This window comes from Paenibacillus sp. B2(2019), from assembly GCF_008370385.1.
In the GTDB taxonomy this organism is placed as follows: Bacteria; Bacillota; Bacilli; order Paenibacillales; family Paenibacillaceae; genus Paenibacillus_AQ.
Map to the genome: position 1 here is coordinate 214,229 of NZ_VTZR01000021.1, position 20,744 is coordinate 234,972.

Sequence of the window (20,744 nt, forward strand, 5' to 3'; positions counted from 1 at the left end):
GGATTATGACGAATCAGAATACAGAGCCGCGCAAGCGGCTTTTAGCGCTGGATACATCAACTGCAGTATTAGGCGTGGCAGTTACAGAGAATGGGGAACTACTGCATGAAATAAATGCTTCCGGAGAACGGAATCATTCGGTGCATTTACTCCCGATCATAGAGCAGGCGCTGCAAGCAACAGGAACTACTGCTGCAATGCTGGGCGGGATTTCTGTTGGTGTGGGTCCTGGATCGTATACGGGGACGCGTATCGCAGTTACCGCTGCCAAAACGCTGGCATGGGCATGGGATGTCCCAGTTGTCGGTATTTCGAGTCTACATGCAGTAGCTTGGGGCGGATATCAAACAGTCCTCAAGAATAACGTGATGACCAAAGCGTCGGAACAAACTACCGAGAATAACAGCTACGGGCCTGATTGGATCATTCCACTAATGGATGCGCGCCGAGGACAGGTGTATACAGGATTATTCGCAGCTGAGGGAAATAATGCTCCTAGCCGTCTTGAGCCTGATGCCATCCGCCTGATGGCAGATTGGGTGGAGTACTTAGCTGAACGTTTAGGACAGGCTTCAGTCGAAGGCAATAAGCCCGCTGTTCTTTGGTTTGTTGGGGAGACTGCAGTTCATGGCAGTGAGGAATCGCTTCGTCCATTGAAGGATCTTGGTGTTTCTATTGCAGTTCCTTATGAAATGGAAGGCCGCTGGACAGGATTTCTTGGAGAAGCGCGGCTTCAGGTAGAGAAAGATGATATCCATAGCTTGATCCCTAACTATACTCAGATCTCAGAAGCGGAGGCCAATCTGCGGTTAAGCAGAGAAGGGGGCTTAAAGAAACCATGACGGAAGCGGAATCAATGATAGCTCAAGAGGCTGAACTTGTTTTTCGTTTGATGAAGCTTACCGATATTCCTGACATTCTTATCATTGAACGGGAAGCCTTCACGATGCCTTGGACAGAGGAAGCTTTTCGCAACGAGCTGACGCATAATCATTTTGCAAAATATATGGTTATGGAGCTGGCTGGTCATATTATCGGTTATGCCGGTATGTGGGCCATCGTGGATGAGGCGCATGTGACGAATATAGCCCTGCTTGAAGCCTATCGTGGACGTAAATGGGGCGAGCGTTTGCTCGAAGAGCTGATGAAGACGGCGTCTTATGTAGGTATGAAGTCTATTACACTTGAGGTACGGGTATCGAACGAGGTAGCACAGAATTTATATCGTAAAAAAGGCTTTCGATCTGCTGGCACACGCAAAGGATATTATTCCGATAATCGCGAGGATGCGCTCATTATGTGGGCGGATCTGCCAGAGTACGAGGAGCATGGGAATATGGAAGGAAGCGTGGACTTGAAATGAAGACAGAAACGGGCGCAGCTCAGCCTGTACTAATACTTGCTATTGAGACGAGTTGTGATGAAACGTCGGTCGCTGTAGTCAAAAATGGCTCTGAAGTGTTATCCAATATCATCTCGAGTCAGATTGAGACACATCGCGCCTTCGGCGGCGTAGTACCAGAAGTAGCTTCCCGTAAGCATGTGGAAGTAATTACACTGGTGATAGAAGAAGCACTCGCTACAGCAGGGGTTACACCAGATCAGTTGTCGGCGGTGGCGGTTACACAAGGCCCAGGTTTGGTGGGGGCTTTACTTGTCGGGGTAGTAGCTGCCAAGAGCCTTGCCCTCGCATGGGGTAAGCCGCTAATTGGTACACATCATATTGCAGGACATATTTATGCTAACCGTTTAGTGGCAGAGTTACAGTACCCATGCATGACACTAGTGGTGTCCGGCGGACATACTGAACTGGTTCATATGGAGCGGGAGGGTGAGTTTCGAATTATCGGGCGCACCCGTGATGATGCCGTAGGCGAAGCATATGATAAAGTAGCACGGGCACTAGGGTTCCCTTATCCCGGCGGACCTCATGTGGATCGTCTGGCCCGCGAGGCGACTGAGGTTGTACCGTTACCAAGAGTATGGCTGGAGCCGGGTTCTTATGATTTCAGCTTCAGTGGCTTAAAGTCGGCTGTGCTGAACGTTGTGAATCAGAGCAAGATGAAGGGTCTCACGCCAGATGTCGCAGGCATTGCCCGCGGGTTCCAAGAATCTGTGGTTGAGGTGCTGGTGGAAAAAGCGGTACGCGCTGTTAAAGCTACTAGCTCCAAGCAGTTATTGCTGTGTGGAGGTGTTGCTGCTAATGCTGGCCTGCGCACGGCTTTGATCTCACGCTGTGAAGCGGAGAGCATTGAGCTTATTATTCCACCTCCGGTATACTGCACGGATAATGCAGCTATGATTGGAGCTGCTGCATACGTGAAGTGGCAGCATGATGGCGGTACTCCGCTGGATATGGTTGCAGACCCTGGATTCTCATTGGAACAATGGTCTGTATCCGCCTATTGACATCATTTGGAGCTAACGAGTATAATCAGTTCAATTATACAAGGAAACGCGATGAGCGGAAGTAGTAAGGATACTCTGGGATAAGAGAGCTGCGGGTAGGTGCGACGCAGTCGAAGGGGACCTGAACTCGTCTGGGAGCGGAACGGTGGAAGCATTACCGGCAAATGTCGCCGGAACGTTCGTACACCGTCTACGGGTAACCTCCGTGAAAGGGTGGTCGAGTATCTAACATACTGGACCGTAGAGTGGATGTTCAATTGGAATCGGCAGTAACTTAACCGGTACAGAGCATCAACAAGAGTGGTACCGCGAAGGTTAACAGCCTGTCGTCTCTTGAATGAGATGGCAGGCTTTTTTGTATGGATTTTGAGTAGTGAGAATGTATATAATACACGCTAAGAACGGGAGTAGTAGGGAATGACGGTGAACAGAGAGCTGCGGGGTGGTGCGACGCAGTCACCGAAAGTCTTGAATCTCGCCCGGGAGCGGAGCGGCGGAAATAAGAGTATGCTGCCTACGGCTGTCCCCGTTATCGGACCTTTCCAGATATCCTGACATTCTCAGGATGGACCGGGAAGAAGAGCTGGACGCAGCTTAATGGCTTGATTATATGAATAGCCTATGCGTCAAAAAGAGTGGTACCGCGGAGGGGTAACCCGCCGTCTCTTTATTAGAGACGGCGGGTTTTTGCGTACTTATTGAAGCGACTCGGGTTATGGACTCAGGCGCTATATAAGACGCCAAGAGTGAACCTTCTGCACATTCCAAATTGTGCAGAGGATTCATTCGTATCAGCTGCCGGCAGCAGTGGGTGGGGAATTTAGCAGGACCACAAGTCGACGTGTGGATCTGCGCTGAAGCATAGGTTAGGGTAAGGAATCTAATAAGAGGAAAACAGGAGGAATTCAGATGATTATTCCAGTAAAGAAACGTATACAAATTTTCGATACGACTCTGCGAGATGGTGAACAGGCTCCGGGTGCAAGTCTAACCCCAGAGCAAAAAATACTGCTGGCCTATAAGCTTGCGGATCTGGGTGTTGATGTGATGGAGCCTGGATTTCCGATATCGAGCCCTGGTGATTTTGCAGCAGTACAGACGATTTCTCGTAAGGTGCGAAATGTGGAAATTTGCGGTTTTGCACGGGCGGTTAAAGGGGATATAGACGCGGCAGTCCGGGCAACCCAAGATGCTGAACGCCGGCGGATTCACCTGTTCATCTCCTCTTCTGATATTCATTTGCAGCATCAATTGCGTATGAGCAGAGCTGAAGTCGTAGCCAAAGCCCGCGAGATGACGGCTTATGCGCGTCAATTCTCTGATGTCGTTGAATTCACGGCGATGGATGCTGCGCGAACAGGAATCGATGATCTGATTGAAATGATTGAAGCTGTTATTGAGGAAGGTGCTTCTATTATCAATCTGCCCGATACGGTCGGTTACGCATTGCCACATGAATATGGGGAAATGTTCCGACGTGTGCGGCTAGGAGCAAGAGGTGGAGAAACGGTAAGCTACAGTGCCCACTGTCACAATGATTTGGGGCTGGCTGTAGCGAACAGTCTGGCAGCAATTGATGGAGGTGCGACGCAGATCGAAGTCACTGTGAACGGAGTCGGCGAGCGTACCGGGAACTGCGCACTGGAAGAGCTTGTGATGGCGCTCGAAACCCGCGGGGATGCGATTGGAGCAGAAACAGGCATTGTGCTTGATAAGCTGTATGATACTTCGCGGCTGATCAGCGGAGCGATGCATTTTCCAATCGCCTATAACAAACCAGTCGTCGGAAGAAATGCCTTCCAGCATGAGTCAGGGATTCATCAGGATGGTTTGCTGAAGGATCGTAGCACCTATGAGATTATGGACCCAGAGCGGCTGGGTATCCCGCGTAGCATGATCATTCTGGGCAAGCATTCTGGCAGACATGCGCTGAAGGACCGGGCGGCGAAGTATGGTATTACGCTGGAGCCTGCGGAGCTGGATGCACTTTATGAATCGTTTAAAGAGACCGCTGACCGCCAAAAGGTAGTCAGTGATGACCAGTTGCTGCAAATGGTGAGCAGTACAACTGGACAGCAAGCTCAGGTCTATGAACTGGGTGAGGTTCAGGTATTGGCAGGCAGTGCCCAGCGCCGGGTAGCCGCGGTTACGGTTCGCCATTTGAAGTCTGGACAGGAAACTTCTCATACTAGTACTGGAGATGGTCCGCTTGAAGCCATTATCGCTGCTATTGGGCAAGGCATCTCAGAGGACATCGATTTTGCGGGACTTGAGCTGCATTCACTTGGAAGTGGAGAGAACGCCCAGGCAGAGGCGGCTGTGATGGTAGAGTGGGAAGGTCTTAAATTTAGAGGCACAGCTACGCATCAAGATATTATCATGGCAGCAGGGATTGCCTATATTGCAGCCTGTAACGCTGCCCTGCTCTCTACACAAATCGTTTAATATACATCGACCCGCTGTCTGATTTAGAGATAGCGGGTTCTTTTTTAGCTTATGATGACAAGTTTTAGGTGGGGTTATGTCTTTTGTCAAGTTGTGGACAACGTTATCCACATATTCTCTACGAATTGTGTAAAAAGTGCGTAAAATCAGCAATGTCAGCTCTTTTTAAAATGCCCTTATAACCATTTTTATTCGCAATGAAACCTTGTGGGAATTGTGGATAATGTGGATAATTCGGTGGATAATAATTCCTGTAATTCGAAAATACTGATTTAACGCATAAAAAAAGCCCCTAAGGGGCTTTTTTAGTAGGGAGTTATACACGAAACCTGTGTATAGAGCTGTGGATAACTGTTTATGAACAAAATAAGAAATATGAAAAAAATTTATGAAGTGGCTTTTACATTATTCGTCAGCAAGGATTTCCCATTCGTTAAATAAATCGGTAAGCTGAGTTTTTTTGTTCTTCAGATCCTCTTCATGACCTTGAAGTGCTAAATAATCCTGATAAACTTCAGGTTTAGTCATTTCATTCTCTATAAAAGTGATCGACTCTTCTAGTGAAGCAATGCCTTCCTCTAGCTCAGCAATGCGCCGCTTCCGGTTACGCTCTTCACGCTTGGCTTGCTTGTCCGCTTCGAAGGAGGAAACAGCATTTTTTTCAGGAACTGCAGCATCCTTGTTGACGTTTTTGGCGGCTAATTCGGCGGCATCTTTCGCAATCTCTTCTAATTCTCGTTTTTTCTCGATATAGTCATCGTAGTTGCCAAGGTATTGATCGATCCCCTCGGGATGAAGCTCAAGCACCCGTTCAGCCATTTTATTGAGGAAATAACGGTCATGAGAAATGAAGAGTAATGTGCCCTCGAAATCAATTAAAGCTGATTCTAAGACCTCACGACTGACTAAATCCAAATGGTTGGTTGGCTCATCTAGGATGAGCATATTTGCGCCGCGCAACATGAGCTTTGATAATGCAACGCGTGCTTTTTCGCCGCCGCTCAGCGCGGATATCTTCTTAAGAACATCTTCACCGCTGAAGAGGAAGTTGCCAAGGATCGTACGGATTCTGGCTTCCTCAATCATTGGATATTCACTCCATAGCTCTTCCATTACTGTGTTCTTTGGATTGAGGCGAGTCTGTTCCTGATCATAATAAGCGACCTTTACCTTAGTCCCCCAATTCACAGTTCCAGTTGAAGGCTCGCGGGTTCCGGTCATACACTGCAGCAGTGTAGATTTGCCAATACCATTGGGACCGATGAGTGCAGCAGTTTCTCCCCGGCGCAGTTCGAAAGAAGCGTCCTTGAACAAAGGTGGACCATCATTAAAGGCAACCGCAACATTACGGACTTGCAGCACTTCTTTACCAGACATGAAGTCAGGCTCGAAGGAGAAGCTGGCTTTCTTCAGATCGCCCATCGGTCGATCAATACGGTCCATCTTCTCAAGCGCTTTGCGTCTGCTCTGCGCACGTTTCGTGGTAGATGCTCGCACAATATTTTTCTGAACGAAATCTTCCATTCTTGAGATTTCATCTTGCTGTTTCTCATACTGCTTCATCCGTGTTTCATATTCGGCAGCCTTCAAATCTACATATCGGCTGTAATTGCCTGTATAACGCCGAGATTGATGACGCTCGATCTCTACAATAGTAGTTACAAGCCGATCAAGGAAATAACGGTCATGAGATACGACCAGAATTCCGCCAGCATAACTGCGAAGATAATCCTCAAGCCATGTTAATGTTTCGATATCCAGATGGTTCGTCGGCTCATCCAGCATTAGAAGATCGGGAGCCTGAAGCAAAATGCGGGCTAATGCGAGTCTAGTCTTCTGGCCACCACTAAGTGTGGAGATAGGTGTATCCGGTGGGAACTCGCCGAAGCCCATGCCGTGCAGGACACTGCGGATTCGTGTATTCATTTCATAACCGCCGTGATCCTTGAACCAATCTGATCGGCGGGCATATCTTTCGAGCAGTTCTTCGTACCGTTTGGGGTCCTCTGCCAGCTTAGGATCGGCAATGCTTACTTCCATCTCTCTTAGCTCAGCCTCGGCTTCGATCAGCGGTGCGAAAACTGCCATCATTTCTTCATGAATGGTTTTGTCAGATTGAAGTCCGCTATTTTGGGCTAAATACCCGATAGTAGTTTCTTTTGATTTATGAATTTGACCGCTGTCATAGGACATTTCACCAGCCAGAATTTGCAGAAAAGTTGATTTGCCGGCACCATTAACACCCACGAGTCCGACACGTTCCTTTTCATTTACCTGAAGGCTTATGCCGTCTAGTACGTTCTGTATACCATATGATTTTGTAATTCCTGTCGCTTGAAGAAGCATAACGATGAAACCTCCACCCTTGCATATTTCGCCTTGGCATTTATACCTCAGCCGTATGAACAACTTATTCTATAGTTTACATGAAAAGCGTTTCCCAAGCGAGAGCTCGATATATCGGAAGCAGAGAATAACGACCTGGCCCAGAAACACAGTCCTATCCACCTTGGCGAACCGGGGAGAAGAGTGGTAAACTGGATTTACAAACAAGGATAAGCTTGGGATAAATATATGGGGGTGGCCGACGATGTCAAGCAAGGAGTCGGTGATCTCCAAAGTAAAGCAACAACTAAGAACTGAGAAGACCATCGCCCGAAACGAGCTCTCCTCGGACCAGAGAAGGGAATTGTCTTTTCTGGTCTGCAAGCATGCATCAGAGTGGCTGAAGACGAAAGACATAGCCTCACTGATGGCCTATGTATCTTTCCGTTCTGAACTCGATACCAACGCGCTTCTTACACAGGCGTGGAAGGACCAGCGTAGGGTACTGCTGCCGCGTGTCATTCCGGCAAGTGGTGCAATGAGTGTCCATATGGTAAACGCTTGGAGTGAGCTTGAGCCGGGGGCGTATGGTATCCATGAACCTATTGTATCCGGCAAAGATTCACAAGAGATTGAAGTTGTTACACTACCGGATGTTGTGTTTGTTCCGGGGCTGGCTTTTGATCTTCAGGGAGGCAGGCTTGGTTACGGCCGAGGATACTATGATCGATTGCGTGCGTCATGGGAGACGGAAGAGTATGCCGCTGCGAAGCCCCCTGTCTGGATCGGGCTAGCCTTTGGTATGCAACTGGTTCCGAAAGTGCCCATGGATGAGCATGATGCCTTTATGGACATGCTGATTACTGAAAATGGCATAGTGCACTGCCGAAAAGGAGAGTGAGCCGTGGAATTGACCCATTTTAACGAGCAGGGAAGAGCTCGTATGGTGGATGTGAGCGAAAAGGAGATTACGAAGCGGACAGCTGTCGCGCGGAGTAAGATCAAGATGGCAACTGAGACGCTTAGTGCCATCAAGGAAGGCAAGATCAGTAAAGGAGACGTACTTGCCGTTGCGCAGATCGCTGGAATTATGGCGGCCAAGAAGACGTCTGACTGGATTCCGATGTGCCATCCGCTCCCACTTACCGGTATTGACATCCGCTTCTCCGATAACAGCGAAGATGAACTTTATATAGAAGCAACAGTCCATACTACCGGAAAGACCGGAGTTGAAATGGAGGCATTGACCGCTGTATCTGCCTCAGCACTAACGGTGTACGACATGTGCAAGGCTCTTCAGAAGGACATGATTATCGGACCAACGCTCTTAGTGTCTAAAAGTGGGGGCAAGAATGGAGATTACGCGCTTGAACCATGATCAGAGCTGACGTTCGATGCGCTGAAGCAAGTGGGCTGCACTGTACAGCCAATTATACATAGAGAGGGAGGACAAACCTATGGCGTGGAAAACAGCAATCCTAACGGCCAGCGATAAAGGGGCCAGGGGCGAACGGGAAGACACGAGCGCCCAGGTTATTCGGGAGCTGGTGGAAGAGGAACTTGGAGGCGAGATCGTTGAATATCGGATCGTGCCCGATGAACAGGATGAGATTATCGCAGCTTTGATAGAACTCACAGATTATTTTCAAGCAGATCTGGTATTGACTACCGGAGGTACGGATTTAGCGATACGTGATGTGACTCCAGAGGCAACCCGGCGTGTAATCGAACGGGAAGTGCCTGGACTTTCTGAGGCGATGCGAAGTACGGTGATGCAAAAAAACCGTGCGGTGATGCTGTTCCGCGGGATATGCGGCATTCGTGGACGCACGTTGATTGTTAACTTACCGGGCACACCGAAGGGTGTTCATGAGAATTTAGCAGCTATTATGGATCAACTTCCTGAAGCGTTACTCATGGTAACTGGCCAATACCGTCAATAACATTGTCATATTCTTGTCACGTCACAAGGATAAACTATTTATAGAAGATAGTGGATGTAACTGTGACATAAGTTATGGTATTATTAGATTATCGTAATCGATACCATGATCGGATAGACGGACAAGGAGGAATAATAATGTTTAGTGGAATTGGTACTCCGGGTATTATCTTGTTGGTTATACTGGCACTGCTCCTCTTTGGACCGAATAAACTGCCAGAGTTAGGCCGCGCAGTTGGACGAACCTTCCGTGAATTTAAAGAAGGCGCACGTGAAATCATTGGTGATGGTGATCCGGTGAAGAAGAGCGAAGCTCCTGTGCCGACGGCCCCGCAGACGGTCGCTGCAGATATTCCTCAGGACAAACGCCTGCCGGAATAATAAAAGATTTAACAATGGGGCAATCTCTCAAGTCTAAAAGACTTAGGAGATGTCCCTTTTTCAATTTGGTTGCTGCTTTCTGCAGAAACGGGCACAGCTATACATAAAGTCGGTGTGGCGTTTCTATTCTTGTCATGGGATGGTGTCAGGATGTCTCTCGAATCGGAAGAAATGTCGGTGGTGGATCATCTCACCGAGCTGCGTAAACGGATTATTTATGTGCTGATTGTATTTGTTTTGGGATTGGTAGGAGGGCTGTTCTGTGCCAAGCCAATCTACGATTATTTAATTAGTACAGATCTAGCGCAAGGGTTTGTTCTGCATGCGTTCTCATTCTGGGATGGTATCGGAATGTATATGAAGATCGCAATGGCGGTTTCATTAGTCATTTCAGTTCCTTTTATTGCTTACCAGCTGTGGGCGTTTATTAGTCCGGGCTTACGACCGGAAGAGCGTAGTGCAACACTACGTTATGTACCCTATGTTTTTGTTCTTTTTCTAATCGGTCTTTCTTTTGCTTATTATGTTGTATTTCCAATGGCGCTTTCGTTCACAATCTCTATCACCCGGAGTATGGGACTGGAAGAGACCTACGGAATTGCGCAATATTTCAACTTCATGTTCAGTCTGGTGCTACCTTTAGCGCTGTTGTTTGAGCTACCGCTGCTGGTGATGTTTCTGACCAAACTGAGGGTTCTTAACCCGATACGCTTGCGTAAAATGCGTCGATACGCTTATTTCACGCTTGTCTTTATTGCTGTAGTCATCACTCCTCCGGACTTCATCTCAGACTTTCTGGTGACGATCCCACTGCTTGTGTTGTATGAGTTTAGCGTATTCCTGTCCGCCTTCGTCTATCGCAAACAGCTTGCTGCGGATGCGGCAAGGGAAGCTCAGTACACCAAGAGTGAGGAATGATGATAAGAGGGCTGTCACTAAGTAGATTTTTCTACGAAAGAGACAGTTCTTTTGTTTTAAACCCCCGTTTTTTGAAATGTTCGGGCGTAGGTGGTACAGTTGATACTACTGAAATCATACGCATATTTTCACACCCTGTGGATAGAATGTATAGAGTGTGTGCCTAGGACAACCAGTGAAACGTTATTTTTTACGAAAACAAATGCGAATTTGTGTAAAAGGACTTGAAATCCGGGCTCAAGTTGAGTATCATAAAAATTGTTGTTAGCACTACAAGCTGTCGAGTGCTAATGCTTATGGAAAATATGAGATGGACCAGATATTCATAGCGTCCAATTGATATTTTTCATAAACACCAGAGATTTTGAAGTAAGACAGGTAAGTTCTAAACTATGTTTTGAAGCAAAATAACATAATTTTAAAGGAGGCTATTTTTTCATGATCAAACCTTTAGGTGAACGCGTATTGGTGCTACCGAGCGAGCAGGAGGAAACCACTTCATTCGGGATTGTGCTTCCGGACTCCTCGAAAGAAAAGCCACAAGAAGGAACTATTATTGCAGTAGGTAGCGGAGCTTTGAAAGATGGAGTACGTGTAGCGCTCGAAGTAAAAGAAGGCGACCGTGTTCTTTTCTCTAAATATGCAGGAACAGAAATCAAATACGAAGGTAAAGAATATTTGATTATGAAAGAAAGCGACATTCACGCGATTCTTGACTAAGCGAGAGTCGATTATAAGCTAAATCTAAACTACTTAAAGTAACGTGATATACAAAAAATTCTAGGAGGTAATTACACAATGGCTAAAGAAATTAAATTTAGTGAAGAAGCACGCCGCTCTATGTTGCGCGGTGTAGATGCTTTGGCAAATGCGGTAAAAGTTACACTTGGACCAAAAGGTCGCAACGTGGTACTTGAGAAGAAATTTGGTAGCCCGCTTATCACTAACGATGGTGTAACTATCGCTAAAGAAATCGAACTTGAAGATGCATTCGAGAACATGGGTGCTCAACTGGTTAAAGAAGTTGCTACTAAGACTAACGATGTAGCCGGTGACGGTACTACAACTGCAACGGTTCTGGCACAAGCTATGATCCGTGAAGGTCTGAAGAACGTAACTGCAGGCGCTAACCCAATGGTTATTCGCAAAGGGATCGACAAAGCAGTTCGTGCAGCAGTTGAAGAATTGCAAAAAATCGCTAAGCCAATCGAAGATTCCCAAGCTATCGCTCAAGTAGCTGCTATCTCTGCTGCTGACGAAGAAGTGGGCCAATTGATTGCTGAAGCTATGGAAAAAGTAGGTAAAGATGGTGTTATCACTGTTGAAGAATCCCGTGGATTCGCTACTGAACTTGAAGTCGTAGAAGGTATGCAGTTCGACCGCGGTTACATTTCCCCGTACATGATTACTGATACGGACAAAATGGAAGCTGTTCTGGAGAACCCATACATCTTGATCACTGATAAAAAAATCAGCAGCACTCAAGAAATCCTTCCATTGCTTGAAAAAATCGTTCAACAAGCTAGACCGCTTGTTATTATCGCTGAAGATATCGAAGGCGAAGCACAAGCAATGTTGATCGTGAACAAACTGCGTGGAACATTCAACGCTGTTGCTGTTAAAGCTCCTGGCTTTGGCGACCGTCGCGAAGCTATGCTGCAAGATATCGCTGCCCTGACTGGTGGTCAAGTGATCACTGAGAAGCTCGGTCTTGATCTGAAGAGCACTTCCATTGAACAACTGGGTAACGCACGTCAAGTACGCGTAACTAAAGAAAACACAACAATCGTAGACGGAAGCGGCGACAAAGCGGACATCAATGCTCGTGTAAGCCAAATTCGTGCTCAACTGGAAGAAACAACTTCCGAGTTCGACAAAGAAAAATTGCAAGAGCGTTTGGCTAAATTGGCTGGCGGCGTAGCCGTTGTCAAAGTTGGCGCTGCAACTGAAACTGAATTGAAAGAGCGTAAACTTCGCATCGAAGACGCCCTGAACGCAACTCGCGCTGCGGTTGAAGAAGGTATCGTTTCTGGTGGTGGTACAGCTCTTGTGAACGTATATAATGCTGTTGCTGCTGTAGATGTAACTGGCGACGAGAAAACAGGCGTTAACATCGTGCTTCGCGCGCTCGAAGAACCAGTTCGTACCATTGCAGCTAACGCTGGTCAAGAAGGTTCCGTTATCGTGGATCGCTTGAAAAAAGAAGCTATCGGCATCGGCTACAACGCTGCTACTGGCGAGTGGGTGAACATGTTCGAAGCAGGTATCGTTGACCCTGCTAAAGTAACTCGTTCCGCGCTTCAAAATGCTGCATCCGTAGCTGCTATGTTCTTGACTACTGAAGCAGTAATTGCTGACAAGCCAGAACCAGAAAAACCAGGTATGCCTGATATGGGCGGCATGGGTGGAATGGGCGGCATGATGTAATAAGGCTGATTAAGCCTTGAAATAGGATTGATTAGAAGCCTCTCGTGAGTTCATTGAACTCATGAGAGGCTTCTTTTTGTGGCGTAACCAAATGCATGCCTAGTTGGTGATATTAAGATAGAGAATAGATAAATTTAAGGAGGTTAAATAAATACACTTGAACGTTCACTACAGTGAATATATAATAAATTCAAGAGGTCAGTGCTGACCTGATTTTTTTGATTAATTATTTAACTTCATTTATTAATTATATTAATAATATAACGAGGAGGACATATGAAATCATTTTTGCCCAATGATATTAAAGATGAGAATAGAAAAATAGTCTTCGATATTTTGCTTCAATATCCTGAACTGGCGAAAGTCGAGATCACAGAAAAAACGGCAATGAGCTTTGTTACTGTAAGCAAGATTGTTACCTTTTTTGAACAGATTGGTTTATTGACCGTCACTGGTGAAAGTCGAGAAGGATCTGGCGGCTTGGGAAGAAAGCGTACGGTTTACAGATTTAATGAAAACAGCTATACGACAATCGGGATACAGATTATTGGCAACACGATTACAGCGGTACTTATTAATCTGCACGGCAAGGTCATAGATTCGTATTCGATTGAAACAGATATTCCGTTCTATAGCCAGCAGTTCACTTCGATATTTATAGAGATTGTGGAACATTTGAAGAGTAAAGCGAAGGAAACGGATAGTGTTGTCTTGGGGATTGGTATTGGCGTTGATGGTGCGATCAATACAAGAAAGAAAACGATCCGGATGAGAACGCATCACAATAAAGAAAACGACTTTAAGTATGAAACGATTATTGAAACTCTCAAGAGCGAAGTGAACTTGCCCATTCTTCTGGAGAATGATGTGAACGCAGCGACTGTGGCGGAATTTCGGAATCTTGAAAACTCAGATCAAGCACTGACGAGTCTCGTTCATGTTGCTGCAGGTGATGGGGTCGGAGGCGGCTTGATTATTAACAAAGAGCTTCACCGCGGCGTTAATGCAAGTGCGGGTGAGCTGGAGTATATGTGCTTTGATACAGAATATAAACGGACTCCATCTTCAGTCGGTTGGCTGGAAAGCAAATTAGCTATTAAGTATTTGTTAAGCACATATGATTTGAATTCAACGAATGACGTAGAAGCTTGCATTGATTATGTTTCGAAGAATCTGGCATTAACAATTACCAATATGATCAGCATCTTGGATATCGACCAGGTCATTATTAGCGGTAAAACGGTAGCGCTGTTTCCGGAACGTATATTGGACCGCACCAAAAGCTATGTCGAGCAATATACGGAGTGGACTCCTCAAATTTCGGTGAGTAAGTTACATCAATCGACAGCAATCGGAGCAGCTATACTTATTCTCCAGCAAGAGATGATTAATATTATTTCGGAGTAAACAAGAAGGAAGTGAACAACATGATCAAAATCTTTGAGAATGAAGAGGAAGTAGCAAACGAAATTGCCAGAGAGATGAAAGCTCATTTATTTACCGATCAGCATCCCGTGTTCTGCCTGGCTTCAGGGAGTACTCCACAAAAAAGCTATCAGAAATTTTCCAATGATGCGGACCTCCAATTGAAAATCAAGAGACTTAACATCGTTAGCTTGGATGAGTGGGTTGGCATTGACAAAAGTTCTGAAGGAAGCTGCTATCAGATGTTGAATCAAGATCTGTTCTCGCAGATTTCACTGGATAGTAGACAGATTGTGTTTTTTGATGGAACATCGCCGGATATGAAGCAGGAATGCTTACGAATTGATCACTTTATCGAACAACACCCAATTACATTCAGCTTGATGGGCGTAGGTATGAATGGGCATATCGGATTAAATGAACCGGGTAGCCCAGTGTTAAATTACAGCAGTGTTGTGGAGCTGTCGGAAACAACAAAGACTGTCGCTCAAAAATATTTTCATGAGCAGACTGAATTAAAGCAAGGCATTACATTAGGTTTGGGACAGATTGCAAGTAGTAAAAGAGTTGTTGTCGTCATAACTGGAGAACGCAAAGCTGATATCGTGAAGGAGATTTTCACAAACTCTGACGCACGGCTGCCTGCTCAGCAATTGCTCGGCTATGATCATATAGATTTCTTTTTAGATGCTGCAGCCGCCAAATATATGGATCAGTCATCATAGTTGAGGAGCGTAATATGGGTAACTTCGTTATTGGTGTTGATATTGGAGGTACAAATATAAGGGTTGGATTAGTGAATGAGCACCTTGAACTTGTTCGGAAGGAGTCAGCATTAACAAGAGATTTCCAAAATGCTGACGAAATTTTCAAAACCGTCAAGGAAATGATAGCGAAAGTCGATCATGAACAGCTAGCAAGCAAGATAGGTATTGTATTGCCGATTCCTTGGAATGATCAAACACAGTTTATTCGAGATATAACCAATATCCCTTGCCTAGAGAATGTTAGTATCGAAACTATCAGGGCGTTCTTTCCGAATTATGAAGTGTTTTTTGAGAATGATGTAAACGTGATCACAGTGCTTGAATCGGATCATGGAGCTGCCAAGCCGTATAATCAATCCATTTATATAACGGTTAGTTCAGGAATTGGATGCGGTATCATACTTGATAAGAAAATTATTCAAGGGGCTCATGGATATGCGGGCGAGATCGGAAGCATGATTATTTCCGACAGCAAAAGAAACCACTCAACGTTGTATAACGGCACTTTGGAATCCCTATGCAGCGGCATTGCTCTTGAAGCGGAAAGTAAGTTTTTATATGGCATTGATGCCACGTCGGGTTTGTTGTTTGAAAGATATCATATGGGAGATCGGCAAGCGATTGAAGTGATCGACAGGTGGGTTGAGTACTTTTCCAACGCAATTGTTTCTTTGATGCAAACAATTGATCCGAATATTTTTGTTATCGGAGGAGCGGTCATTCATCACAACCAGTGGCTGATTGATAGAGTAATAGAAAGCGCTAAAAAGAAAGTCCTTCCACATTTAAAAGAGAACATTAAAATCGTGTTAACTGAATTTGGCCCTGATGCTGGAATTATTGGTGCTGGATATAACATATACAAAAAGACAAAAGGAGCTTGAAGATCATGAAAAAGTTGAAGGTTGCGTTAATCGGAGCAGGAAGTGTTTCCTTTGGACTAGGAGCACTTCAAGATCTCGTGTTATCAGAACGTTTGAGAAATCAAGTAGAGCTCGAAATTGCGCTTATGGACATTGTAGAAGAAAACGTGAATAGAACATACAAGTATGCAACCGAAATGTTTACGGCATTTTCTCATCCTGCGAAGATTTGGCAAACGACGAATTTGGAAGATGCCTTAAAAGATGCTGATTTCTCTATCGTTGCGATTGAGGTAGAGAGATATCACTACTGGTCACAAGACTTTCACATTCCACGGCGTTATGGTAGCAAACAGCTATATGGTGAGAACGGCGGTCCAGGATCTATGTTCCATACATTGAGAAATCTAGGTCCAATGCTGGAAATTGCAAAGACGATGGAAAAGGTCTGTTCAAATGCCTGGCTAATTAACTATACTAATCCGGAAGCAAAGCTAGTGGAAGCCATTTCCAAATTAACTTCAATCAAAGTGGTGGGCTTGTGCCATGGTTTAGACATGGGTATTCATCAGCTAGCTGAATTTCTGGAGATGGATAGTAAAGATATTGCGATTGAAGGCGGCGGATTGAACCACTTTGGCTTCTTCACGAAGATATGGAACAAGAACACGGGAGAAGATTTATATCCTCTATTCCACGAGAAAGAAAAGCTAGCTAACCGTTTGGCACATTTCGATCATATTGGATTATCCAGAACGTTGTACCATACGTACGGATACTATCCTTACCCAGGTACTAACCATTGCGGTGAGTATATCTCATGGGCTGAAGATTTCTATGCTGGACTACCCTTGCAGTTCCGTTACGACCCAATGAGTGAGCAGCTGTGGAAGAAGGACTCCAGAACACCTGAATTTGTATACTGTGCAAGTGGCAGTACTTTGGATAAAGGCTTATTTGAGAATACGCTGAATCAAGAGCAGTGGTCTGAGCAGGCTTATCTATTTGATAAAGATAAGGTTCAAATTAGTAATGAATATGCAGTGCCAATTATTGAAGCGATCTTCTTCGAAGATGAAATCGAGTTGAATGCTGTTAATATGCAAAACAATGGCGCTATTAAAGGACTTCCAGATGATATGGTCGTTGAAACACAAGCGATCGTTAACAAAAATGGTATCGAATTTAAGCCAATGACGGTTGAACTGCCAACTGCCATTATCGGAACGATCCATATCCAAGGTACAATCCATAAGCTGTTACTTGAGGCGTTTGTTGAAGAGTCGAGAACCAAATTGCTGCAAGCGATTCTGCTTGATCCGCAAGCTCCAACATATTATCAAGCTTGTGCGATGATCGATGAAATGTGTGAACTGCAAAAAGAAATGCTGCCAAAACTGGAGTGGAAGTAAGAAGTTAGATAAACGGCCTCAATCTGATGGAATTCAGGATTGAGGCCGTTAAACTTTTTATATTTGAGATGTCTTACTTAATTTCTATATCCAAAAAAAGGTTGCACCAATCGCCGCACCTCATCGGTTGAATTCGTCTCCATCAATTGATTTTTTAGTTCGTCGGCACCATCAAATCCACGAATATAGATTTTGAAGAAGCTCCGAAGTGGATTAAATAGACGTGGTTCATGTTCTTTTGAATATTTATCGTGAAGATCTAAATGAAAAAGTAGTAAATGAAGAAGTTCCTCCACACTATGTTCTTTAGATTCTAGTTCAAAAGCGTATGGATTCTTGAAAATACCTCGGCCAATCATGACACCATCCACGCCGTATTGTTCGACTAATTTTAAGCCTGTTGCACGGTCAGGAATATCCCCATTAATGGTTAGCAACGTATTTGGCGCGATCTCATCGCGTAATTTTTTGATTTCGGGGATGAGCTCCCAGTGTGCATCTACTTTGCTCATCTCTTTTTTTGTACGGAGGTGAATGGAGAGATTTGCAATATCTTGTTTGAATATATGTGTTAGCCACTCGCGCCACTCATCAATTTCACTATAACCCAATCTTGTTTTGACACTAACTGGTAAGCCACCTGCTTTAGTCGCTTTAATAATTTCTGCTGCCACTTCAGGATGTCGAATTAATCCAGCACCTTTTCCATTGGTTGCGACGTTTTTTACTGGGCATCCCATGTTTATATCGATACCACGAAAACCAAGTTTTTTCATATCCATGCTCATTCGTTCAAAATACTCCGGGTTATTGCCCCAAATATGAGCGACCATCGGTTGTTCATCTTCTGTGAACTTTAATCGACTAAGTACACTTTCTTTTACTTTTACTTTAGGGTGACAGTAATATTCTGTATTTGCGAATTCCGTGAAAAACACATCCGGTTTTGCAGCTGCACTAACCACGTGACGAAATACAACATCTGTGACATCTTCCATAGGTGCCAATATAAAAAACGGCTTTGGTAAATCAAGCCAAAAATTTTGTTCGTTACGCATTAAGTTCTCCTTCTTTTACAACATTTTGCCCATCATACATAGTATCATTTTTTTTCGCTTGCTGCACAAAATTGTAGAGGGTCTCTTTTTTTTCTATAATCGCTCGGGGTTATACCAGTACTGTTCTTAAATAAACGATAAAAATACGAACTACTAGTAAATCCAGTTTTTTCTGCGATATCAACAATGGTACATTCAGAGGTCTTCAACAGCTCTTTGGCTTTATTCAACCGCATTTCACTAATTATATCGGGTAGTGCTTTTGTAGTTAATTGTTTATATAACCGGCTCAAATAGATTGGAGACATCGAGAGCTCGTCTGCAATTGAATTTATGCACAGGTTGGAATTGCTATAATCGCGCTCAATAATTTGATGTACTTTTCTAATGAGTTCTTCTTGTTTTGTATTTCTTTTCTCTTCGATTTTTTCACTTATTTCTTCAAATATCTTGAAATATGGAGTGTTGATTTCTTCTATGGTTTCCACATGATTTGGTAGTAAGAACGTTGTATCGAATTCGGGTAATGTTAAAATCGCATTGTTCTTTTTTAATGTTCGCAAGACGTTATTAACAGTAAGTGCTAAATGTGATACGACAAGTTGAACAACGGTAAAAGAATATTCTGATATTTCTCCTACGATATCAATATAGATGCTCCGTGCCTTTTCCGCATTTCCTGACATCAAGGATTCAATGAACTGTTTTTCTTTGTGAACTGGAAACATATATTCTTTGGTTTTTAAGTTCATAATGTCAACCGAAAAGAGGATGCTGCCGTATCCTTTGAATAATCGATGGTAAGAAGCCTCAAGTACTTGCTTGTAGACTAAGATGCATTGCTCAATGGATTCCTTCACAGGACTAAAGGTAATCGTGATGGATAATTTTAAATGTTTGGTGATTGACAACTGCATAAGCTCTGCCATTTCAATCAGCGAATCCCGTTCCGTTATATAAAGCGGATCATGAAAGTTTAGCAAAAGTAAAAGACTATCATCCCCCATATCAATGGCTTCGACTTGAAAGATCGGTGAGGAAATTTCTGTACAAATGTTCATTATGGCATATTTAAGCAATTTTATATCTTCTTTGTATTTCTCGAGGACTGTGGGGAATTGATCGATCCTTATCAAAACAATCAGTGATTTATTATTAACCATAAGCTCTGAATTGAAGTAATGTAATTTCTGTTGTAACACCTCAGCATTATTCGTTTCTCTACCTAAAATCGTATTTCTAAGGAAATCCTGCTTAAGAATATGTTGATGGTTACGTCTTTCTGTTTCCAGGGTTTTGAACTTGCGTATGACTTTGTCAAACGGGCGATATACGCTATGGGATAAAGTTAATGAAATCAACAATCCTAAGAGAAGAATGCCAATACAGATAAATAATATTCGATACCTCAATTCATTTATTTCCTGAGTGATATTGCTATAAGGGGTAATCCGAACATATTTCCAGCCTAATGAATCGGGTGTAGTAAACGTTATTAAAGATTTAACTCCATCCACAGTGTCTACAAAATATGTAGATTCTGAAGTATCATGAATAATTTTCTGTATATAGGTTTTATCAGATATATCAGTTAGCATCTCTTGCTTATCACTACTGGAATATAATATTCCATCCTGATTAATGATAAACGTGTTATTCTCCGAGATCTCTTTCCCCGACTGATCCATTCGCAGGCCTAACCATGATGCCGAGATATTAACAACAACAGCTGTATTTAAATCCTTATTATCATCAATGACGCTATAACATAAGTAAGTGTAGCTTGATACTGGAGTGGTCTGAACCGAACCGATGTTATAGGTTCTGGGAATCGGTTGAAAGGGGCGATGTTCTTTGAATTTCATAAAAAGGTCTAGAATTCCATCATCATCCAGTTCGGACTTCGGTTGAATTCCGCTTCGTGAATTATTGGAACTAATATAGAACTGATTGGATTTCGCATTATATACATAAATGGATTCAATGAATGGTAAGGATGCGCGATAGTTATCAAGTTGTTGCTGTGCAAAAATGACATCATAGATATTCAAGTCCGCATAATACAACAACTTAGATACCGCAGAATCATAGTAAATCTGGGAGGACAGTGAGGTAACAGTCTCAGTCATAGTAGATAATTGTGTTTTAATTTGATTTAGACTATTTGAATCGGAACGATAAACTTGTTTAAGTGCGATGCTTGTAAAGTTCATATAAAGAATAGTTGAAGTTATCAAAAGGGTAATAACAACACATCCAATAGAGCCAAGGAGTATTCGGCTGTAAACTTTTTTATGCTCTTTAGACCAATGTTTTATCATTTGTTGAAACCCCTTTCATCGCTGGTCTGAGTATAAATCATCAGTCTGGTG

18 protein-coding genes and 1 other annotated feature are annotated in these 20,744 nt (G+C 44.0%); of the genes, 15 read left to right on the plus strand and 3 right to left on the minus strand.

What is annotated here, in order from left to right; translation table 11 throughout:
• Positions 1-5: 5 nt before the first annotated feature.
• The 4 genes from tsaB (at position 6) to PAENI_RS20115 (ending at position 4,854) form a co-directional block, all read left to right on the plus strand.
• Positions 6-842: a tRNA (adenosine(37)-N6)-threonylcarbamoyltransferase complex dimerization subunit type 1 TsaB gene (gene tsaB, locus PAENI_RS20100; RefSeq protein WP_149646495.1), complete on the plus strand. Its 837-nt coding sequence runs from the start codon at positions 6-8 to the stop codon at positions 840-842.
• The gene (rimI, locus tag PAENI_RS20105) at positions 839-1,363 is read left to right on the plus strand and encodes a ribosomal protein S18-alanine N-acetyltransferase (RefSeq protein ID WP_042185263.1); all 525 of its coding nucleotides are present in this window, start codon (positions 839-841) and stop codon (positions 1,361-1,363) included. Before tsaB ends, rimI begins: the two co-directional genes overlap by 4 nt.
• Entirely contained in the window at positions 1,360-2,409 is a 1,050-nt protein-coding gene (tsaD, locus tag PAENI_RS20110; protein WP_149646496.1) for a tRNA (adenosine(37)-N6)-threonylcarbamoyltransferase complex transferase subunit TsaD, read from the plus strand. The genes rimI and tsaD overlap by 4 nt, the downstream gene beginning before the upstream one ends.
• A 388-nt stretch (positions 2,410-2,797) precedes the next feature.
• Positions 2,798-3,079 (plus strand) — a binding site (T-box leader).
• A 239-nt stretch (positions 3,080-3,318) separates the two neighbouring features.
• Positions 3,319-4,854: a 2-isopropylmalate synthase gene (locus PAENI_RS20115; protein WP_042185267.1), complete on the plus strand. Its 1,536-nt coding sequence runs from the start codon at positions 3,319-3,321 to the stop codon at positions 4,852-4,854.
• A gap of 405 nt (positions 4,855-5,259) precedes the next feature.
• On the opposite strand, the gene PAENI_RS20120 is transcribed toward PAENI_RS20115, so the two are convergent.
• A complete protein-coding gene (locus PAENI_RS20120; RefSeq protein WP_149646497.1) occupies positions 5,260-7,200 on the minus strand; it encodes an ABC-F family ATP-binding cassette domain-containing protein in 1,941 nt (646 codons plus the stop codon).
• A 244-nt stretch (positions 7,201-7,444) separates the two neighbouring features.
• Here PAENI_RS20120 and PAENI_RS20125 point away from each other — a divergent pair, with 244 nt between their 5' ends.
• The 11 genes from PAENI_RS20125 to PAENI_RS20175 all read left to right on the plus strand — a co-directional run bounded on the left by PAENI_RS20125 (position 7,445) and on the right by PAENI_RS20175 (position 17,314).
• Complete coding sequence (locus PAENI_RS20125) at positions 7,445-8,080, plus strand: 5-formyltetrahydrofolate cyclo-ligase (protein ID WP_149646498.1); 636 nt, start codon at positions 7,445-7,447, stop codon at positions 8,078-8,080.
• A 3-nt stretch (positions 8,081-8,083) separates the two neighbouring features.
• The gene (gene moaC / locus PAENI_RS20130; protein WP_042185273.1) at positions 8,084-8,557 is read left to right on the plus strand and encodes a cyclic pyranopterin monophosphate synthase MoaC; all 474 of its coding nucleotides are present in this window, start codon (positions 8,084-8,086) and stop codon (positions 8,555-8,557) included.
• Positions 8,558-8,636: 79 nt separating this feature from the next.
• Positions 8,637-9,122: a MogA/MoaB family molybdenum cofactor biosynthesis protein gene (locus PAENI_RS20135; protein WP_020429419.1), complete on the plus strand. Its 486-nt coding sequence runs from the start codon at positions 8,637-8,639 to the stop codon at positions 9,120-9,122.
• A 137-nt stretch (positions 9,123-9,259) separates the two neighbouring features.
• Positions 9,260-9,502, plus strand: a complete 243-nt coding sequence (locus PAENI_RS20140; protein ID WP_042185275.1) for a twin-arginine translocase TatA/TatE family subunit — start codon at positions 9,260-9,262, stop codon at positions 9,500-9,502.
• A 150-nt stretch (positions 9,503-9,652) separates the two neighbouring features.
• Complete coding sequence (tatC, locus tag PAENI_RS20145; protein WP_042193366.1) at positions 9,653-10,420, plus strand: twin-arginine translocase subunit TatC; 768 nt, start codon at positions 9,653-9,655, stop codon at positions 10,418-10,420.
• Positions 10,421-10,858: 438 nt separating this feature from the next.
• Entirely contained in the window at positions 10,859-11,140 is a 282-nt protein-coding gene (groES, locus tag PAENI_RS20150; RefSeq protein ID WP_036676506.1) for a co-chaperone GroES, read from the plus strand.
• Positions 11,141-11,218: 78 nt separating this feature from the next.
• Positions 11,219-12,847, plus strand: coding sequence for a chaperonin GroEL (gene groL / locus PAENI_RS20155; RefSeq protein WP_042185277.1), 1,629 nt, complete (start codon positions 11,219-11,221; stop codon positions 12,845-12,847).
• Between the two features lie 276 nt (positions 12,848-13,123).
• Positions 13,124-14,254: an ROK family protein gene (locus PAENI_RS20160; protein ID WP_149646499.1), complete on the plus strand. Its 1,131-nt coding sequence runs from the start codon at positions 13,124-13,126 to the stop codon at positions 14,252-14,254.
• A gap of 20 nt (positions 14,255-14,274) precedes the next feature.
• Complete coding sequence (locus PAENI_RS20165; RefSeq protein WP_149646500.1) at positions 14,275-14,997, plus strand: 6-phosphogluconolactonase; 723 nt, start codon at positions 14,275-14,277, stop codon at positions 14,995-14,997.
• Positions 14,998-15,011: 14 nt separating this feature from the next.
• Entirely contained in the window at positions 15,012-15,923 is a 912-nt protein-coding gene (locus PAENI_RS20170; RefSeq protein WP_149646501.1) for an ROK family protein, read from the plus strand.
• Between the two features lie 5 nt (positions 15,924-15,928).
• The gene (locus PAENI_RS20175) at positions 15,929-17,314 is read left to right on the plus strand and encodes a family 4 glycosyl hydrolase (protein ID WP_149646502.1); all 1,386 of its coding nucleotides are present in this window, start codon (positions 15,929-15,931) and stop codon (positions 17,312-17,314) included.
• 77 nt (positions 17,315-17,391) lie between these two features.
• On the opposite strand, the gene PAENI_RS20180 is transcribed toward PAENI_RS20175, so the two are convergent.
• Both PAENI_RS20180 and PAENI_RS20185 read right to left on the minus strand, forming a co-directional pair.
• Entirely contained in the window at positions 17,392-18,372 is a 981-nt protein-coding gene (locus PAENI_RS20180) for a tRNA dihydrouridine synthase (protein ID WP_149646503.1), read from the minus strand.
• 44 nt (positions 18,373-18,416) lie between these two features.
• A complete protein-coding gene (locus PAENI_RS20185; RefSeq protein ID WP_149646504.1) occupies positions 18,417-20,693 on the minus strand; it encodes an AraC family transcriptional regulator in 2,277 nt (758 codons plus the stop codon).
• Positions 20,694-20,744: the final 51 nt, after the last annotated feature.

What these genes read in the sequence shown, in the direction of transcription:
- tsaB (WP_149646495.1), top strand. Translation starts at nt 6, where the DNA reads ATGACGAATCAGAATACAGAGCCGCGCAAGCGGCTTTTAGCGCTGGAT.
- rimI (WP_042185263.1), top strand. Translation starts at nt 839, where the DNA reads ATGACGGAAGCGGAATCAATGATAGCTCAAGAGGCTGAACTTGTTTTT.
- tsaD (WP_149646496.1), top strand. Translation starts at nt 1,360, where the DNA reads ATGAAGACAGAAACGGGCGCAGCTCAGCCTGTACTAATACTTGCTATT.
- PAENI_RS20115 (WP_042185267.1), top strand. Translation starts at nt 3,319, where the DNA reads ATGATTATTCCAGTAAAGAAACGTATACAAATTTTCGATACGACTCTG.
- PAENI_RS20120 (WP_149646497.1), bottom strand. Translation starts at nt 7,200, where the DNA reads ATGCTTCTTCAAGCGACAGGAATTACAAAATCATATGGTATACAGAAC.
- PAENI_RS20125 (WP_149646498.1), top strand. Translation starts at nt 7,445, where the DNA reads ATGTCAAGCAAGGAGTCGGTGATCTCCAAAGTAAAGCAACAACTAAGA.
- PAENI_RS20135 (WP_020429419.1), top strand. Translation starts at nt 8,637, where the DNA reads ATGGCGTGGAAAACAGCAATCCTAACGGCCAGCGATAAAGGGGCCAGG.
- PAENI_RS20140 (WP_042185275.1), top strand. Translation starts at nt 9,260, where the DNA reads ATGTTTAGTGGAATTGGTACTCCGGGTATTATCTTGTTGGTTATACTG.
- tatC (WP_042193366.1), top strand. Translation starts at nt 9,653, where the DNA reads ATGTCTCTCGAATCGGAAGAAATGTCGGTGGTGGATCATCTCACCGAG.
- groES (WP_036676506.1), top strand. Translation starts at nt 10,859, where the DNA reads ATGATCAAACCTTTAGGTGAACGCGTATTGGTGCTACCGAGCGAGCAG.
- groL (WP_042185277.1), top strand. Translation starts at nt 11,219, where the DNA reads ATGGCTAAAGAAATTAAATTTAGTGAAGAAGCACGCCGCTCTATGTTG.
- PAENI_RS20160 (WP_149646499.1), top strand. Translation starts at nt 13,124, where the DNA reads ATGAAATCATTTTTGCCCAATGATATTAAAGATGAGAATAGAAAAATA.
- PAENI_RS20165 (WP_149646500.1), top strand. Translation starts at nt 14,275, where the DNA reads ATGATCAAAATCTTTGAGAATGAAGAGGAAGTAGCAAACGAAATTGCC.
- PAENI_RS20170 (WP_149646501.1), top strand. Translation starts at nt 15,012, where the DNA reads ATGGGTAACTTCGTTATTGGTGTTGATATTGGAGGTACAAATATAAGG.
- PAENI_RS20175 (WP_149646502.1), top strand. Translation starts at nt 15,929, where the DNA reads ATGAAAAAGTTGAAGGTTGCGTTAATCGGAGCAGGAAGTGTTTCCTTT.
- PAENI_RS20180 (WP_149646503.1), bottom strand. Translation starts at nt 18,372, where the DNA reads ATGCGTAACGAACAAAATTTTTGGCTTGATTTACCAAAGCCGTTTTTT.
- PAENI_RS20185 (WP_149646504.1), bottom strand. Translation starts at nt 20,693, where the DNA reads ATGATAAAACATTGGTCTAAAGAGCATAAAAAAGTTTACAGCCGAATA.